The organism is Rufibacter sp. DG15C, assembly GCF_001577755.1.
Classification (GTDB): Bacteria; Bacteroidota; Bacteroidia; order Cytophagales; family Hymenobacteraceae; genus Nibribacter.
Map to the genome: position 1 here is coordinate 2,015,630 of NZ_CP010776.1, position 18,275 is coordinate 2,033,904.

Below are 18,275 nucleotides of genomic sequence, written 5' to 3' on the forward strand. Positions count from 1 at the left end.
CGCCACCTCGAAATCATGGGAACACAACCGGAGCAGGTATTAGAAGATAATTTAGTAAAGCAGTTGCAGGAACTGGGCTATGCTTTTGTTGCTATCAAAGACGAAGCCGCTTTACTGAAGAACCTGAAGAGCCAGTTGGAGAAGCACAATCAAATCACCCTCACTGAGAAAGAGTTCGGGCGCGTGCTCAACCACCTGAACAAGGGCGTTGTGTATGACCGGGCCAAAATCCTGCGCGACAAGATGCAGCTCACCAAAGACAACGGCGAGAGCATTTACCTGGAATTTATCCAGCAGGAGCACTGGTGCCAGAACCAGTTTCAGGTAACGCAGCAGGTAAGCATGGAGGGCGCGTACAAAAACCGCTATGACGTTACCCTACTGGTGAACGGCCTGCCTTTGGTGCAGATTGAGCTCAAGCGCCGGGGCCTGGAATTGAAGGAGGCGTTCAACCAGATAAACCGCTACCAGCGGCACTCTTTCGGGTCTAGCCATGCCCTGTTCCAGTACGTGCAGCTGTTTGTCATCAGCAACGGAGTCAATACCAAGTACTACGCCAACAACAAGCACCAGACCTTTAAGCAGACCTTTTACTGGGCAGACAAAGAAAACAAGCTCATCACCCAACTGGAGGCTTTCACCAAAGCCTTCCTGGAGCCTTGCCACCTGTCAAAAATGGTGACCAAGTACATAGTGCTGAATGAAACGCACAAGGTGCTAATGGTGCTCAGGCCGTACCAGTACTACGCTACTGAGGCCATCATTGACCGCGTGAAGAACTCAGACAAGAACGGCTACATCTGGCATACCACCGGCTCGGGCAAAACGCTTACCTCGTTCAAGGCCAGCCAGATTCTCATGCAGTTGCCCAAGGTGCACAAGGTGGTGTTTGTGGTAGACCGCAAAGACCTTGATTTCCAGACCAGCAAGGAGTTCAACAGCTTTTCGGCGGGCAGCGTAGACGGCACCGATGACACTAAGGCGCTGGTGAACCAGCTTTCGGGCAACACCAAGCTTATTGTCACCACCATCCAAAAGCTCAACACGGCCATTAGTAAACTGCGGTTTTTGCCTAAAATGGAAAAACTACAGCAAGAAAGCATTGTCTTCATCTTTGACGAGTGCCACCGCAGCCAGTTCGGGGAGACCCACAATCGCATCAAGAAGTTCTTCCCCAAGGCGCAAATGTTCGGGTTCACCGGCACGCCCATCTTCGCCGAAAACGCCGTCAAAAACGAACTGGGCAAGCGCACCACCAAAGAACTCTTTGACGAATGCCTGCACAAGTACCTCATCACCGATGCCATCAAAGACGAGAACGTGCTCAAGTTCAGCGTGGAATACATTGGCCGCTACAAAGAAAAGGAAGGCAGTACTACCAACATTGACATTGAGGTAGAGGACATAGACACCAAAGAACTGCTGGAATCACCGCAGCGCCTGGAGAAAATAGCGGATTATATTCTGGAGAACCACGCCCGCAAGACCCACAGCCGCAGTCTGACCGGTATGTTCTGCGTGAGCAGCGTAGACGTACTCATCAGGTACTATGAACTCTTTAAAAAGCGCAAAGACGAAGGCAAGCACAACCTCAAGATAGCCACCATCTTCAGCTTCACAGACAACGAGGAAGACAAAGGCGCCAATGGCATCTTGCCAGATTATGATGATGAAGGTCTATCTATGGCCGCAGAGCCAGTAGTCGCCTACACCGCCCACTCCCATACCCGCGAGAAGCTGGATGCGTTCATAGCAGACTACAATGTGCTGTTCAACACCAAGTTCTCGACCAAAGACAGCCAGAGTTTCTACAACTACTACAATGACATCTCTAAGCGGGTAAAGAAGAAAGAGATTGACATATTGCTGGTGGTGAACATGTACCTGACCGGCTTTGACAGTCCGCCGCTCAACACGCTCTACGTAGACAAGAACTTAAAATACCACGGCCTCATCCAGGCCTACAGCCGCACCAACCGCCTGTACACTGAGCAGAAGTCGCATGGCAACATCATCGTGTTCCGGAACCTCAAGCAAGCCACCGATGACGCCATTGCGCTTTTCTCCAACAAAGATTCTGATGGTGTAAAGATTTTTGTTGAGCCTTATGAAGACTACGTGGCCAAGTTCAACGAGGCTTGCCTGGAGTTGCTGAAGATTGCACCCACCGTGAAAAGCGTAGACTCCCTGCCCAGCGAGGAAGAGGAACTGGAATTTGTGAAAGCCTTCCGGGAGCTCATGCGCCTCAAGAACGTGCTCACCACCTTCGCAGACTTCAGCTTCGAGGACCTGTCCATGGCCGAACAGCGCTTCGAAGACTACAAAAGCAAGTACCTGGACCTCTATGACAAAGTAAAGACCGGTACTGCCAAAGAGAAGGAATCTATCCTGAATGACGTGGATTTTGAGCTGGAGCTCATCCATCGTGACGAAATCAATGTTGCCTATATCCTAAAGCTACTAGCCAAACTGAACGGCGCCACCCCAGAAGACCAGCAGAAGCAAAAGAAAGCCATCTTGGATATGCTCACCGGCGAAGCTACTCTCCGTAGCAAACGCGAGCTCATTGAAAAGTTCATAGAAGAGAACCTGCCCCACATAGAAGACACCGACGACGTACCCGAAGCCTTTGAAACCTTCTGGGCCCAGGAACAGCAAAAAGCATTAACCGCCATCAGTCAGGAAGAAAAACTTGACCCTATGAAGCTACAGGCCCTGCTGGGTAATTACCTGTTCACTGAGCGTAAACCGTTGCGGGATGAGGTGATTGAGATGGTTGAGGTAAAGCCTACTTTAATGCAAAGGAAGGCAGTTTATGAGCGAGTGGTAGATAAAGTGGTAGGTTTTGTGGACACTTTTATCAATGGAATGGGTGCAAGGGTGTAATCAATTATTGTAAGTGAAAGCCATTATATTTCTTAAGCATTTATAAAAGACATGTACTTAATAAATCCAGATACCAATAGCCTATCCAAAGTAGACCAAGTTACCTTCACAGACCTACAATATTCCGAGAGATATCATTTGCAGGAATGGCTGGCTAAAAACCCGGAAACTCTAGGTGAGGACTTTCTCATCATTCAAAAGGAGTTCAGTGGTTTCGATGACACGTCAGAGCGCTTGGATCTTTTGGCCTTGGATAAGCAGTATAACCTCGTAGTGATTGAGAATAAACTGGATGACTCAGGAAGAGACGTGGTGTGGCAGGCATTGAAATATGCCTCTTATTGCTCTACCTTGAGTGGGACTGACATCATCCAAATCTATCAAGGATATTTAGAAAAGTACTTTCCTGGAGAGCAAGCAAATGAAAAGCTTCATACCTTTTTTGAAAACGATGACGACTACGAGCAAAAGCTAAACCAGGAGAATAGCTTGAGGATAGTCTTAGTCGCTGCCAGGTTTAGGAAAGAGGTGACGTCTACTGTTTTGTGGCTTTTGAATTATGGAATAAAACTACAGTGTCATCGGGTGACACCCTACAAAATGGGGGATAAAGCTCTATTGAATGTGGAGCAGATAATACCCTTGCGCGATGCAGAGGACTACACCATCCGGTTGGCCAAGAAGGCGCAGGACTTGGCACAAGTCCGCCAAACCAGTAGTCACCGGCATGATTTGAGGAAGGAGTTCTGGTTGCAACTCTTACCTGAAATCAATAAAAGAACCTCCCTTTTCCAGAATATCAACGCAACCAAGGACCATTGGCTCTCTGCTGGATCGGGTATGCGAAGCTGCCCATATTCATTTAATATTACCTGGCAATCTGCTTCTGTTATGCTGAACTTCACGAAGGAGAGCAAGGCAGAGAATGATGCGCTTTTCCTAATGATGTTAACGCGCAGGGAAGAGATTGAGAAAGCCTTTGGAGAAGTCCTTATATGGGATACACTAGACGGCAGAAAGTCCAGCAGGATTGAATTCAAAAAAGAAGGCCTTAATTATTTTGAAAAGAGCCAGTGGCCTGATATAATATCTTTTTTAGTTGATTCTATGGTGCGACTGGAAAAGGCATTAAAGAAACCACTTTTACATGTTGCCTCTCAAATGTCTACACAAGCTATACACTCCATGCCAAACCCAATCTAATGCCACTTTTACACAAAAAAGGATTAGGTATACCTGTTGTATGGGGGTTGTTAGAAAGGCCATAACGGAGCAAGTTTATTGATATTTGAAGGAAGCTTTAGATAGAATTAAGAATAACTGCGTCTAATGACTCGTAAAATATTATTGCGTCAGTGTACTAATACTGAATATTAGAACATAATTAAATTGACAACATTATAACCATTAATAGGCTGAAAATTGATTACTAAAAAAAATATAATAGAGGAGTTGTTTCAAAAGCGCTCTGACTTCAAAGACCCAGACCAAGCTGAAACTATGTCAAATTTACTCGACACAGTATCTAGCGATATATATTCTGAAAGCCAACGATTTGTTTTTGAATTGATCCAAAATGCTGATGATGCAGCTAAAGACACAAATAATGAGGTCCACTTTGAGTTTTACAATGATTGTTTAATTGTTTCTCATAATGGGCATTCATTTACACAAGATGATATAAAAGCTCTCACCAGTGCAGGTTCAAGTACAAAGAAAGCTGACAATTCTAAGACTGGATATAAAGGAATAGGCTTTAAATCTGTGTTTGGAAAATCAGGAAGAGTATCGATATTTTCAGATGGATTCCAATTTCGATTTGATAAGGAAAAATTTACTGCAATTCTACCATGGCAGATAATTCCAATCTGGACAGAGGTGACTGAGTTGCCTCCCACTATTCAGGAAAGTATAGCTCGAAATAAATATTCAGTTTCTACAATTATTGAAATTAAAAATGCGGAGCTACTGCAAAAAGATCTAAATGAATTACTAAGTAGTGGGCAAATACTTTTATTCTTAAGAAGAGTTGCAAAAATATCCGTTTCAAAAAATGAAAAGCCTATTTATACAATAGAAAAAAAAATAATTCATGAAATAGATAATTATAAAGAAGTAACACTGACAAGAGATGGTAAATTGATTAGCTCTTGGATTACAAAAACTTTTGGGGATATTCCAGTTCCTGAGAAAACTAAGAAAGAACTGAAGCAAGATGAAAAAACTCCAAAAAAATTAAAAGATGCAGAGTTTACTGAAATATCATTTGCTGCGAAAGTTGATGAGAATAAAATTAAAGCATTAAAAGAAGGGGAAAGTTTAATCTTTACTTACCTTCCTACGAAGGTGGACGACTTTAAATTTCCTTTTTTAGTTAATGGTAGCTTTCTTACTAATGCGGCAAGGGAAGGGATTCACGAAGATAAAATATGGAATCAATGGCTTTTTGAACTTATAGCAGAAAAGATACTTGATTGGTTAGAATTGCTTGCTACAAGCAAATACAAGTTTCAGATTCTTCATTTGCTACCTTATAAATTTAACAATCAACAAAATGAATTAAAAAAATCCTTTGACATTAGTTTCGCTGAAAAGTGCCATTCAAAGAAATTTATTATTACTGGTAAGGAAAATATTAGGAATCCCTCGGAAGTTGTCTTAGACAAAACGGGGTTATCTATTCAAAAATTCATTGACCCAAAATCTATCATTGAATTCCTTAAAACAGAAAAAAAACTAACTTTTTCGGATGATTGTTTTGTAAACTCACAAGTAGAAGAGCCTAATAAGTTAAAGGCTGTAGGAGTTGAATCATTTGAACTTGACAATTTTGAAACATTCTTTATTTCAAAATCTTTTACTAGCAAACATAAAGTTTCAGAAAATTTTAGCCTAATTAAATATTTCAAAGAAAAATCTGAGAGTGATAAGCAGGGGATTTGGTTTCAAACATTGAAAACACTCCCGTTTATTTATGATGAAGAAGGACTGCTCTATAATCCTTCAAATGGAATTTGCTTTCCTGTAGGCTTAAATTCAACAGAACTAGGTGAAATCCCGGTAATTCATCCAGATGTTTTTGAAAAAATTCAAATCGAAAAACCTGTTTTTGACTGGCTAAAAAATATTGGGGTAAAAGAACCTTCGCAAGTTGCATATGTAACTAATGTTATAATACCAAATATTGGGAAAGATGATTTTATAAATACTACAAACTTTCTTAAAGTAACTCACTATCTGTTTCGCTTATTCAAGGAGAATTTACTTGACGAGGAGATGTTAGAATGTCTTAGAGAGCTTAAAATAAAGACTAAAGATTTTGATCTTGGTTTTGAGGAGGCGCAATTTTGTTACCTCTCTAATAAGTATCAGCCACAACTTAAAATAGAGGGTGTAATTAAAGATGTTGCTTTAGTGTCTGAAGAATATCTTTCTTTAGGTAGTAGTGAATTAGAATGGAATCTGTTTTTTAAAGCAATAAAGGTAAAGGATAGAGTTGAGGTTGAAACTATAAACCAAAACAATTCCCTAGATACACTTAAGCAAATTACTGATGTGGTTTGGGTTGATGAATGTCAATTAAATGCTAAGAAGTCGAATGGTTTTGGGTTTGGAGATCATAATGTAATAAGTTCGTTGAAGCTTCCATCCTTCCTTAATTTAGTTTCGAGCAACTTTGAATATTCTAAGTTGTTTTGGAAGAGCATTATTTCTAATCCTAAAAACTTAGCTGACTTAATAGAGAATGCCCGTTACAAGTATGGAGTAGGTAATGGACATAATAGCTATACCGCTCCAGTTCAAAATTACTTCCCATGGTTTATTAAGAATAGAAAGAGCATTCCTGCGTCAACTAAGGAAATTCTTGTTACTGGAGATGTATTTATTAACTCTAAAGAAATAAAAGATATTGCAGGCAATTATTTGCCAGTATTTGAATTAGATGAACCGCTGCCAAACGAGTGGAAAGACTTCCTTCAATTAAAAAACAAATTAGAATTAGATGATTATTTATCTATTCTTTCCAAAATTGCAAAACATTCTGAAGAGATAGAAGAAAAAGATTCTAAGTTTAAGCCTCCTTTAAGAAGGATTGGTTTGATTTACAATAAGCTTGCTGCGCTTATTCCAGATATTACATCAGAAGCTAAACAAATTATTTCTAATTGGGCAGTAGAAAACAAATTGCTTTCTATAGGTGGAACTTTTGAACCCGCTAATCAACTAAAGTGGATCACTATTGAAGGGTTTTCAACAGAGTCTGACAGATTAAAAGTAATACATCTTCCTGATAATTGTGATAAGAAGTCAAATTCGTTTATAGAGCTGATGACTCTTTTTAAAACTCAAACAATTGATGAATTTATTCCGCGGTTTGACAATCCATTTTTTGACTCTTCTTTAAAAAATAAACTTGGAGATATATTGCCCTTTTATGTTGCTTTGATAGAGAAAAAGAAGTACGAAGATAGTAATAGTGAATTCGATAGGGTCTATCAAGTGCTTAATGAAACAGATTTTTATTCAGCATCTGAAATAAATCTTTCATTTCAATTTCAATCAGAAACCTTTGATGGACCTGCATTGACAGTTTATAAGGAGGAAAACAAATTTTACTTTAAAGGAAAGTGGAGGAGTGAAAGGACATTGTTGAGCTTAATTAAGGAGCTTTCTAGCTTATTAAGAATAGTAGGACTTAATGAAGAGCTTCGATTCCTTTTATTGGAGTCAGACAAAAATGAAATACATGAATGGTTGCTTGAACAAGGAATAACATTGCCAAACATTAAGCCTATTCGAGAATTTGCAAAGAGAAGGATCGTTTTGCCAAAACATGATATTGTAGGTTTGACTGTTCACGATCATGATTTAGTAGATGCTACTGATGAAGAGGTTTGTAATGAATCAAATGAAGAGTATGACTCAGAGGATGATAGTGAAGATTTTGAGAGTTTTAAGCCATCAGTATTCTTCGAAAATTTTGACGCAACACACATATCTGTAAAAACAAAAGTATTTACTAATGCAATAGTTAAAGCAGAGAATAATTACCAAGAAATTCAAAGTCAGGAAGTTCGTGAAGATGTCGGCCGTTGGTGTGAGGAATTTGTATTTGAGTATCTAAAAAGCAATAAAAATATCGGCACAGAAATTTTTTGGTTAAACAAAGAAGGTGAAAGTGGAAAACCTTATGACTTCATAATAAAGGATAATGGTATAGAAAAATTTATTGATGTAAAAGGAACACCTTCTGATAATAAAGATATTATTTATTTATCTCCAAATGAATGGACTTTTATGTTCAATAAGGGAGAGAGTTATGCCATTTACCGAGTTTATAATGCGGGTAATAATGCAAGAATCGAAATAATTGAAAATCCAAGTGGTTTATTGCAGGCAGGAATAATTTTTCCTAACCCAATTACATTGCAAGTGTAATTTTACCTCAGCTTATTCAGAAGTCAACATTTCTAAATTAAAAATAGGACTTTATGTATTTCCCAAGAGTGGGAAGGCTTCTTTCCTGCCGTTGACCTATGCTGACTTATGCGTTGACATCCCTGTTGACTTTCACGCTTAGAAGGGTTTTAGGCCTAAGGCTGAAGCTTTACGCTAATTAAACCACGGCAGATGTATTCCGCTCTAATTGGCAAGAAAGACCGTTATTCCTTTGGAAATGATATACGTGTGTACACCAAAAAGGCAAATGCACCTTTACTCTTTCACCAGCGTTCATATTCTGAATTAAAACAAAATTGCTATATTGTCGCTATAAGGCATAATAAGCTATTCTAAACTACCTACTTGACAAGAGCTAGAACCTATGCAAGGTAATATATTAAGATTAACAGGCGTTATCCAGCCAGGCCTTACTAAAGGGGTTTATGTTGGGCATATCAAGGAAATAAGTGGCATTATTTCCCAAGGATCAACTGAGCAGGAGGCCTTTGATAAACTGTTTAGTATTGTTCCAATAATGCTTGAAGAAAAAAAAGAAGAGGCTAGAAAACTCTTTCATCAACAATATAGCCCAGTGCAGGAAGCCCTAAATCCAGAGACATCCGAGCTTCATGTGCAATTGATAAAAGAAGTTCATGAAGCTTAGTCGCTTTTTAGGGTACTTGAAAATGTTAGATTGCGAGGAAACTGGCTTTAGTCGCTTATATTACCTTTATAAAAACCCTTCCACTGGCGGTATAACCAACATTCCAAACGAAGACCCTATTGATGATGTAGCAATCTAATATGCCTGCAATGCTTTAGGGATTGAAGTTCCGCCTGAATGCAAGGATTTCCAAACTAAATTTAATAAGATACCATAATAGAAAAAGGAGAGCAGTAACGCTCTCCTTTTTCTATTATGCCTCTTCTTCTTTTCGGGGCGGAGGAACTGCCAAAAGCCCTTTGAGATGACTATCAAATAGGCTGGTCTGGCCTATGGGCTTTTTCAACATTAAAGGGTCTTTCTCGGGTTTGTATTCCAAGTCCTCGAACTTCAATTCTAACTGGCCCTTCTGTCTATCCACCAACTTGTTGAACTTGGATAGAAAGTCTTTCCAGTCATCGGATATTTGCATCAGGGTAACAATGGAGTTTATCTGATTTTGCAGATGAGGGCTCCCATAATCAGGGGTCAGGCTTTGGAAAAACTTAGCAGTGTAATTCCCCGCTGCGCTCCTAGGGGTTTTTTCTTTAAGCTCTTTTAATACCCCTTCAGGTAATTGGTCATAAATAATCTTGTTCGTCCATCTCCCCACGACGCCGGGCCTTTGCTTTATACTCTTTAGGGTAAACTCCCAGCCGTTAAGCCTGTAAATTTCCGTATAGTATTTGTCAGGAAATGTCTTTTGCCACTTTAGAAGTTCCTCGGATATATAGGCTTTAAGAATCTTTTGGAGCGCATCTTTTTCTCTCTCGTGCTGATAGCCAGTTGCCTCATCGACCAAGGCGATAATCCCTACCTTGGCCAATGCCCGAACAAGTATCTCGCACTGGTCGGCCACTACTTGTTGTCTTTCGGTCAATTTTACCCCTTGCTTCCTTGCTTCAAGAATAGCGTCGCAAATATCTGCAAGTACCGTTGCCTCGTAACCATGCACCTTTTGGCTTCCCCTTGTGCAAATTATCGGCTCAAGTTTGGCCACCTCTAACTTATTGTCTATGAAAGGCTTAAGTCCTTTCGAGGCTAAAAAAGTAGGCAAAATATAGCCACCTCTTTTTTCGCCTTCTTCGGGCTTATCTCTCACTTTTAGCGCCTCTTGTAGCCCTCTTCCAGAAAGTACTCTTGTGCCATCCTCCAAGACAAAGCAAGGAATGACGAACCCGTTTAAATCAAGCCCACCTTCGTGTGTTATTTTCTTAGCCATTGATTAATACTTTATAACTCAATCTACCAGATACATTCTCCAAAACAAAATTAAAGCGTTGAGCAGTACCCATCTTGCGGGTGTTGAACCTTAAAGCGAACTCATCTAGGTAAGCCTGTAGGTGCTTCACGGAACACCAATGGTAGATACCATCAATGCCTCTCTTTAGGTGGCTCCAGAAGTTCTCAATGCCGTTGGTGCGCGCCATCCCATTCACGAACTCCTTCGCACTATGGGCAACCTTTAAATGGTCAAAGTTTCTGTTTACCTGATTGTAGGCAACCCATTCATCGGTGACCACGACAGAACCTTTCTTAACGAACCTGTCAATAATGGGCTGAACAGAGGAGAGTTTAGTATCATCTGTCACTTTGGCTATAACACTGCCGTCACGCTGTAGCATGCCTACGACTGGCTTCTTAGCCCCCAGGCCCCTTCCTCTAGCGTTCTTGTTTCTTTTGCTCTCGTGCTTGTTCTCCTCTTCTCCGCCCATGTAAGTTTCGTCTACCTCAACAGTTTCACCTATAGCCTCCTGAAAAGCTGGATGCTCAAAGGCATAGCGTAGGCGGTGCAGTATAAACCAGGCGGTTTTCTGCGTTACGTCAATGTCTTTGGCCAATTGGTGGGAAGAGATGCCCTTCTTATGGGAGGAGAAGATATAGAGGGCCATAAACCACTTGATAAGCGGTATCTTCGTATCTTCAAAGATGGTTCCGACCTTCACGTTGAAGTACTTGCCTGTGTTTTTGCACTTGTAGCGGTTGCCGGCACACTTGTACACTTTGCTGGAAGCGTCAAACGGGGACTCGACAATACCGTTCCATCTTAGTTTCTCTAAATGTGCGATGCAGTCGGCCTCCGTTGGAAAAGCATTCATAAGGTCTAGTATACTCTTAAAATCTGCTACCATAGTGCTTGTATTACGACGCTAATGTAGAAGAAATTTACACTAAAACAAAATCAAATTAGTGTAATTTGGTATATCACTACCATTAAAAAATAGAGACAACTTACAACAGCAAACATCCAGCCTTGGCAGAAAGCCTCTTACACATTATACCTAACAGTTGACTAAAGTAGTTATTTCGTTGACCCATCTTTGGCATTTATGTTGACTAACCTTAGGCCTTGTCATGGTTTGTGTTGGATTCCCAGCCGCATGGAGATATACACTTTTCAAATTGCTATATGGGCCGTTTATAACCTGTATAAGGATAACAAAAACGTAAAGGCAGACATATTCAGGTCAACGTACATAGGTCAACGTGTTGACCTATGTACGTTGACCTGAATATTAGTTACCAATTTGGTCTTATTGGACTGTTAAAGTCCTTGAAGCGAGTATTGCCTGCATTTGAAGTCCTGTCTTGTTTTGTCCCCAGGATAAGTTCACTTTAAGACTAAGTAAGATTTTAAGTTCTTCTAACTTTTCCTTTACTGAAGGTAGAGTAATTGAGGCAAGTCTGTTTGGATGCTGAGGAGGGGAACAAGATCTTAAGTGTGGGAGGTCGAGAGAATTCTAAACGAGCGCCTTTAAATGCTTATCTGAATTTAATGAATTTAAGCCATAGGTTAAGCTCAGTATGATTTACATGTCCTAAGTTCTAAAAGTGTCCCAAGGTCATTAAAGCCTACTCAAAACGAATTGAATGGCTAGTTTGTGGCCCAGATGAGAATCGTAGTCTAGTACTTAGAGACTAAGGCAAATTGCGCTGTAACCATTAAAGTAAACGTTAGATTAGGAGAACCGATTTTTATGAGAGGTTTGAACCCGATGATTATATGTTGCCAAGACCAAACAGAAGCAAAAGATTAGCAATGTCAATCCCTAACTTGATTTTGGGATGTTTTAGCTAGTTCTGAATTACCTGTAGCATTAGCTATAATGGTTTGATAGTTTAAACCATGTTTAAACCAAAAAGAAGAGGGACTTACGAATTAACGTAAGTCCCTCATTTTGAAGCTCCCCCTCTTGGGCTCGAACCAAGGACCCCATGATTAACAGTCATGTGCTCTAACCGACTGAGCTAAGGAGGAGTTTACTATTCGTGACCGTGGTGTTGAATAGTGATGCAAAAGTAATGGGTGACGCGTGATTACGCAAGCATTGCCCAATAAAATTTTCTCTTAATTGGTAACTGCCTGAAAATGAAAAGGGAAAATTTATCGTTTTCGGGCTGTTTTCCAGAAATCAGGCCAAAAACGGCTCTGCTTATTTGTTAGCAGGATAGTCGTAGAAGCCTTTACCGGTCTTGCGGCCGTGGTGCCCGGCGTCCACTTTCTGCTGCTGCCAACGGCTGGGCCTGAACTTGGGGTCATAATGGAAGGCTTCAAACATGGCACTGGTCACCGAGAAGTTAGTGTCCACGCCAATCAGGTCCATGAGCTGGAACGGTCCCATCTTAAAACCAGAGGCTTGCATCAACCTATCAATGCTTTCATGACTGGCCACGCCTTCTTCCAGCAGCTTCAGACTCTCCACATAGAAGTGGCGGGCCACGCGGTTCACAATGAAGCCCGGCGCATCTTGGGCCAGCACCGGGGTCTTGCCTAATTTAATAGCCAGCTCCTTCATAAGACTAGTAACCTCCAGTGCTGTGGCCGCACCCGAGATTACCTCCACCAGTTTCATGATGGTGGCCGGGTTGAAGAAGTGCAGACCCACCACGCGCTCAGGCTTTTCTACCTTGGCGGCAATGCGGGTAATGGGCAGCGATGACGTATTAGAGGCCAGAATGGTAGTGGCCGGGTTCTGGTCGGCTATCTCGTTTAAGATGCTGTGTTTTACGTCTAGGCGTTCAATGACGGCCTCAATCACCACCTCGGCAATGACCTGCAGCACGTCTGTGGTAAAGGTGAGGCGCTCCCAAATCTGGCTTTGCTGCTCTTGGTTCAGTTTTCCCTTCTCTACCAGGGTGGCTAATGACTTCTCCGTGGTGGCCTTGGCTTTCTCCAGCACCGTGCCATTGATGTCATACAGCACCGTCTGGAAGCCGCTCTGGGCGCACAGCTGTGCAATGCCCTGGCCCATGGTGCCGGCGCCAATCACGGCTATGGTTTTAATATCTTCTAAGGTCATAAAGTCAAATTTGGAGATTTGAAGTTGTGAAAATTTGAAAACGGAAGAAAGCCTGTAAAGCAGAAAATCCGTTTTTAGCCTGTTTTCTAGAAATCAAGCCAAAAACGGATTCTATTTTAAGAAGCGAAGAAGTTTAAATCTTGGTTAACCATTTTCAAATCTCCTCATCTCCAAATTTTCAAATCTAGAATTACATTCCGGTAAACTGGCGCAGGAAGCGCACATCGTTCTCAGTGAACAGGCGAAGGTCCTTGATTTGGTACTTGAGCATGGTGATGCGCTCAATGCCCATCCCAAACGCGAAGCCCGAGAATTCTTGTGAGTCAATGCCGCAGTTCTCCAGTACGTTGGGGTCAACCATGCCGGCGCCGCCAATCTCCACCCAGCCAGAGCCTTTGCAGATGTTACAACCCTTGCCTTTGCAGATGTGGCAGGTGATGTCAATCTCAGCGCTGGGCTCAGTGAACGGGAAGAACGACGGCCGGAACCTAATCTTGGTATCCTGCCCAAACAACTCCTGCACGAAATAATATAAGGTGTCCTTCAGGTCCTTGAAGCTCACGTTGCGGTCAATGTACAAGCCCTCAAACTGATGGAACATGCAATGCGCCCTTGCTGAGATGGCCTCGTTCCGGAAAACACGTCCCGGCGACAAAGTCCTGATAGGCGGCTTCTGATGCTCCATTACGCGTACCTGCACGGTAGAAGTGTGCGTGCGCAACAGCATGTCTGGGTTCTTGCTCAAGAAGAACGTGTCCTGCATGTCGCGGGCAGGGTGGTTGTCCGGGAAATTGAGCGCCGAGAAGTTGTGCCAGTCGTCCTCCATCTCAGGTCCTTCAGACACATTAAAACCGATGCGCTCAAAGATCCGGATAATCTGCTCCCGCGTGCGCGCCAAGGGGTGACGGGCACCCAAGGCATTTGGCACCGGCGGCAAGGTAAAGTCCAGGCCCGCCAACACATCTGGCGTACTGCTTTGCTCCAGCTCCTGCTGGCGGGCGTCATACTTCTCTTGGGCCAACTGCTTGAGCTGGTTCAACTCTTGGCCCACCTGCTTGCGTAGTTCCGGGGCCACGGTTTTTATCTCGTCAAACAAAGCGGCAATGCTCCCTTTCCGGCTCACGAAGGTGTTCTTGAAAGCCTCCAGTTGCTCCTTGTTCTCTATCTCAAAGGCTTCTACCTCTTGCGTCAGTCTCTTGATGTTCTCGAATAGCATAGCACAAAGATAAAGATTAACCGGGAATGCTAGCATAGTCGCGAGTCTAGAGTCACGAGTCCCGAGTCTGGTGTTCTGGATAAAGCCATTTTTAGGCTGTTTCCCAGAAATGAGGCGAAAAACGATCCTCGGCATATCCTTTTTATCCGCAATGCGCAGGAGACAAGGCGGTGCCTAGTCTCTACAAACCGCGCCAGCGCATACCGGCATTGCAGCATCTCACCCACCAACAACCCCAGCCGACCGACCTTGCGCAGGGCAGCCCTGGCTGTGCGCCCGGAGCATGGGTAGGGACCGAGTAATTGCCGGTCAAGTGGCTGAGGCGTAAGCGGGCTATGGATGAATAGCGCTCGCCAGGTGCAAAGAATGAAGAAAAGCTGTCTGAGCGGCAGCGAGTTTCTTTTCTTCTTGATTCTTTTGGTTACTTTTCTCATCAAGGAGAAAAGTGACAAACGCTAATAGAAAGCAAGGAAGGAGGATTGGGGAGGACGGTGTTGGAAGGTAGAGGCTTGAACGGAAATTAAGGTCGTTGGTGAGAACACCAACAACGGCGGGCGGTATGACCAGCTGATGTAAACACCCCTCTACGCTCCCCTCAAGGGGAGAATCTGCGTTTGGCCAAGGTAATTGACTCAAGACTCAGGACTCAAAAGTCATCCCCCTACCCCCTTCAAAGGGGGACGAAGAAGCTCCTTAGCTAGAATCGTTTTTCGCCCGATTCCCAGAAAACAAGCCAAAAACGACATTCACCTTTCATTCACCTCCTTCGGTGAAAAAACCTCCCGCCATTCACCTACCAAAAACCGCCATTCACCTACTTTCTGCCGGGGCTAGCCTATTAGCCGTTGTGGTGGCTGCACCAACGCTATACATTTGGTCTATCATTAAAAACTAACGCTATGGAAACGAACAATAACAACTCCTCAAAAAACTACAGTGGCTATGAGCCCACTAGAAACAACACGGGCCGCATCATGGCCGGTTTAATTGTCATTATTGTAGGACTGGCGCTGTTGGCCAAGCAAATGCACTTCTTCTACCTGCCGCATTGGGTCTTTTCCTGGAAGATGCTCTTGATTGTGATTGGCTTGTACACCGGCTTTAAGCACAACTTTAGAAACATTGGTTGGATCTTCCCCTTCGGGATTGGGGCGCTGTTTCTCATGGAAGACATTTACCCGACGCTCAATATTAGACCGTATTTCTGGCCGGTGCTGCTGATTGGGTTTGGCTTGTACATGATGCTGCGCCCAAGACACCATTCGCATTCACCTGGTAAAGGATGGAAAAGCCCTACGCAGCCCTTGCCGGGTGCAGGAGCAGGAAGTGCGTACGCTTCTTCGTATGCAGCCACCGCGTCAGCAGAGCCATTAGACCCTTCCACCGTTTCTAAGGACGATTTTATCAATGGCACGGCCGTGTTTGGCGGCATCAAGAAGAGCATCATCACCAAAAGCTTTAAAGGCGGTCAGATTACCACCTTCTGCGGCGGCGCCGAGTACAACCTAACCAACGCCGACCTGCAAAATGAAACCGTGATTGACGTGAACATCATGTTTGGCGGCACCAGCCTGGTCATCCCCGCCGATTGGAAAGTGCGCTCAGAAGTAGTCTGCATCTTTGGCGGCATTGACGAGAAACGCTCCATGATTCAGCCAACCATGCAAGGAGAGAAGGTCTTGATTTTGAAAGGCACCGTCATCTTTGGTGGAATTGACATCAAAAGTTATTAATTGCAGCTCGGTTAGGATCTATGGAACTGTCCACTGCCTTGCCGCTCTCTACTGCCCACAAACCTGACACCATGCCCTCGTTTAAAATCATACTGTTGTACCTGGGTTGGGGCCTTTTGTGGGCGGTGGTGCAAACCTTAGTACTGTTTCAGTTTGGGTTGAGCGGGTGGCCGGTGGTGGTGGATGCACTCTTGACCAATGCGCTCTGGCTGGGCAGTGGATTTGTGATGGCCACTACGCTTAGGTATTACCAGCCAGAGCCGAAGCAGATTTTCAATCTACTCACCTGGAGCGCCGCCTTGGCCATTTGCATGATGTGGCTTTACCAACTGGGCGTTGACTGGCTATTAGAGCAGCACACAGAGTACTTGGCCTTTGTGCACCAGTCCTACCCGGTGCGGGTGGCGTTTGCCTGGCTCATGATTCTGTTCATTGTCTTGCAGAACTGGCTCTGGTACTATACCAAAGAAAAGCGCCAAGCCGAAGAGCGCAAAACCGCCACTGAAAAGATGGCCCGCGAAGCCGAACTGTTTACCCTGCGCCAACAATTGCAACCGCATTTTCTATTCAACAGCTTGAACTCCATCAGTGCGCTGGTGAGAACCAAGCCAGATTTGGCCAAGCAGATGGTACAGCAGTTGTCAGATTTCCTGCGGGGTACCTTGCGCAAAGACGGCCAGATGTTGATTCCCCTGGCAGATGAACTGCACCACTTGCAAATTTACCTGGAGATTGAGAAAGTAAGGTTCGGGCATAGGCTGCAGACGCAGGTAAACTGCCCAGAGGAATGTAAAGACCTTCAATTGCCGTACTTGATGCTACAGCCCATAGTGGAGAATGCCATCAAGTTTGGCCTGTATGACACGCTAGGCGATACGCTCATTACAATCACGGCGCATTGTGAGGACGGCCTTTTGGTGGTCTCTACAGAGAACCCGTTTGAGGCCAGCCTTCTGTCTCCTAAACAAGGCACGGGCTTCGGGTTGGACTCGGTGCGCCGCCGGCTGTACCTGCTCTTCGGCCGTCAGGATTTAGTGAGTACCCAGCAACTGGAAGGCAGATTTATCACCACCGTTAAAATTCCGCAAGCGCTATGATTACATGCCTGGTTATTGATGATGAGCCTCTGGCCCGCACCATTGTCTATGAGTATTTGCTGAACCATCCAGACATTACGCTAGTGCAGGAATGCAACAACGGCTTTGAAGGTGTGAAGGCCATCCAGCAACACGCGCCCGACTTGATTTTTCTGGACATCCAGATGCCTAAAATCAACGGCTTTGAGATGCTGGAACTGGTGGAACAAACGCCCGGCGTCATCTTCACCACCGCCTTTGACGAGTACGCCATCAAGGCTTTTGAGGCCAATGCCATAGACTATCTGCTCAAACCCTTCACGCAGGAGCGCTTTGACGCGGCCATCCAGAAATGGCGCCAGAAACAAGGCCAAGCGCTAACAGAACCCGCCGCCGCTAAACTGCAGGAAGTTACTCATAAACAGCCTGAGGAACAGTTGCGCATTGTAGTGAAGGTGAACAGTGACATCAGGATCATTCCTGTGCAAGACATTGAGTACCTGGAGGCCTATGATGATTATGTCAAGATCCACACCGGGGCCGGGTGCTTTCTAAAGAAAAAGACCATGGGCTATTATGAGAATACCCTGGACGCCAGCCAGTTTGTGCGCGTGCATAGGTCCTATATGATTGCCTTGTCCCAGCTTACCCGCATTGAGCCGCTAGAGAAAGACACCCACGTGGCCCTGCTAAAAAAAGGCAACCGCGTCCCGCTCAGTAAAAGCGGCTACACCAGGTTGAAAAGCGTCTTGGGTATTTGATTTCCGTTTTTGGCCTGTTTTCTCAGAATTAGGTCAAAAACGCTTTTCGGTTCATCCACCATTTTGACCAGTTCAGGAAGGAAATACAGTCCTTGGTCAGATTCTCCACTTTGTGCTGTCTTGGCTTCCTTAGCTTTCTGGGGCATAGCTTATTTAT

The 18,275-nt window shown here is 43.9% G+C and carries 11 protein-coding genes and 1 tRNA gene; 7 read left to right on the forward strand and 5 right to left on the reverse strand.

The genetic code is table 11. The features are described 5' to 3' along the window. Window positions 1–15 precede the first annotated feature (15 nt). The 4 genes from TH61_RS08540 (at window position 16) to TH61_RS08555 (ending at window position 8,992) form a co-directional block, all read left to right on the forward strand. Window positions 16–2,886: a type I restriction endonuclease subunit R gene (locus TH61_RS08540; protein WP_066508286.1), complete on the forward strand. Its 2,871-nt coding sequence runs from the start codon at window positions 16–18 to the stop codon at window positions 2,884–2,886. 51 nt (window positions 2,887–2,937) lie between these two features. Further along, on the forward strand, window positions 2,938–4,089 hold the full coding sequence (locus tag TH61_RS08545; RefSeq protein ID WP_066508287.1) for a DUF4268 domain-containing protein: 1,152 nt from the start codon (window positions 2,938–2,940) through the stop codon (window positions 4,087–4,089). 219 nt (window positions 4,090–4,308) lie between these two features. After that, complete coding sequence (locus TH61_RS08550) at window positions 4,309–8,325, forward strand: DUF3883 domain-containing protein (RefSeq protein ID WP_066508293.1); 4,017 nt, start codon at window positions 4,309–4,311, stop codon at window positions 8,323–8,325. Window positions 8,326–8,710: 385 nt separating this feature from the next. Next, window positions 8,711–8,992, forward strand: a complete 282-nt coding sequence (locus tag TH61_RS08555; RefSeq protein WP_066508294.1) for a hypothetical protein — start codon at window positions 8,711–8,713, stop codon at window positions 8,990–8,992. Between the two features lie 253 nt (window positions 8,993–9,245). Here TH61_RS08555 and TH61_RS08560 read toward each other — a convergent pair whose 3' ends face one another. From TH61_RS08560 to pheS, 5 genes are all read right to left on the reverse strand, one after another. Then, window positions 9,246–10,253 carry a P63C domain-containing protein gene (locus TH61_RS08560; RefSeq protein ID WP_071887817.1) on the reverse strand — a complete coding sequence of 336 codons (1,008 nt, stop codon included), beginning with the start codon at window positions 10,251–10,253 and terminating at the stop codon, window positions 9,246–9,248. After that, entirely contained in the window at window positions 10,246–11,130 is an 885-nt protein-coding gene (locus TH61_RS08565; protein ID WP_231862329.1) for an IS1595 family transposase, read from the reverse strand. Before TH61_RS08565 ends, TH61_RS08560 begins: the two co-directional genes overlap by 8 nt. 1,086 nt (window positions 11,131–12,216) lie before the next feature. Further along, window positions 12,217–12,290 (reverse strand) — tRNA-Asn (locus TH61_RS08570). A 175-nt stretch (window positions 12,291–12,465) separates the two neighbouring features. After that, on the reverse strand, window positions 12,466–13,332 hold the full coding sequence (locus TH61_RS08575) for a 3-hydroxyacyl-CoA dehydrogenase family protein (protein WP_066508296.1): 867 nt from the start codon (window positions 13,330–13,332) through the stop codon (window positions 12,466–12,468). 190 nt (window positions 13,333–13,522) lie between these two features. Then, window positions 13,523–14,548: a phenylalanine--tRNA ligase subunit alpha gene (gene pheS / locus TH61_RS08580; RefSeq protein ID WP_066508302.1), complete on the reverse strand. Its 1,026-nt coding sequence runs from the start codon at window positions 14,546–14,548 to the stop codon at window positions 13,523–13,525. 899 nt (window positions 14,549–15,447) lie between these two features. Here pheS and TH61_RS08585 point away from each other — a divergent pair. Genes TH61_RS08585 through TH61_RS08595 form a run of 3 tightly spaced genes read left to right on the forward strand, consistent with a single transcriptional unit; the run spans window position 15,448 to window position 18,118 of the window. Beyond that, window positions 15,448–16,281 (forward strand): LiaI-LiaF-like domain-containing protein, encoded by an 834-nt coding sequence (locus tag TH61_RS08585; RefSeq protein ID WP_066508303.1) that lies wholly within the window; start codon window positions 15,448–15,450, stop codon window positions 16,279–16,281. 20 nt (window positions 16,282–16,301) lie between these two features. Then, a complete protein-coding gene (locus tag TH61_RS08590; RefSeq protein WP_231862330.1) occupies window positions 16,302–17,378 on the forward strand; it encodes a sensor histidine kinase in 1,077 nt (358 codons plus the stop codon). Next, a complete protein-coding gene (locus TH61_RS08595) occupies window positions 17,375–18,118 on the forward strand; it encodes a LytTR family DNA-binding domain-containing protein (protein WP_066508304.1) in 744 nt (247 codons plus the stop codon). The genes TH61_RS08590 and TH61_RS08595 overlap by 4 nt, the downstream gene beginning before the upstream one ends. Window positions 18,119–18,275 lie beyond the last annotated feature (157 nt).

Coding starts and splice junctions, on each gene's coding strand:
- TH61_RS08565 (WP_231862329.1), bottom strand. CDS start 11,130: ATGAATGCTTTTCCAACGGAGGCCGACTGCATCGCACATTTAGAGAAA.
- TH61_RS08540 (WP_066508286.1), top strand. CDS start 16: ATGGGAACACAACCGGAGCAGGTATTAGAAGATAATTTAGTAAAGCAG.
- pheS (WP_066508302.1), bottom strand. CDS start 14,548: ATGCTATTCGAGAACATCAAGAGACTGACGCAAGAGGTAGAAGCCTTT.
- TH61_RS08575 (WP_066508296.1), bottom strand. CDS start 13,332: ATGACCTTAGAAGATATTAAAACCATAGCCGTGATTGGCGCCGGCACC.
- TH61_RS08545 (WP_066508287.1), top strand. CDS start 2,938: ATGTACTTAATAAATCCAGATACCAATAGCCTATCCAAAGTAGACCAA.
- TH61_RS08595 (WP_066508304.1), top strand. CDS start 17,375: ATGATTACATGCCTGGTTATTGATGATGAGCCTCTGGCCCGCACCATT.
- TH61_RS08555 (WP_066508294.1), top strand. CDS start 8,711: ATGCAAGGTAATATATTAAGATTAACAGGCGTTATCCAGCCAGGCCTT.
- TH61_RS08560 (WP_071887817.1), bottom strand. CDS start 10,253: ATGGCTAAGAAAATAACACACGAAGGTGGGCTTGATTTAAACGGGTTC.
- TH61_RS08585 (WP_066508303.1), top strand. CDS start 15,448: ATGGAAACGAACAATAACAACTCCTCAAAAAACTACAGTGGCTATGAG.
- TH61_RS08590 (WP_231862330.1), top strand. CDS start 16,302: ATGGAACTGTCCACTGCCTTGCCGCTCTCTACTGCCCACAAACCTGAC.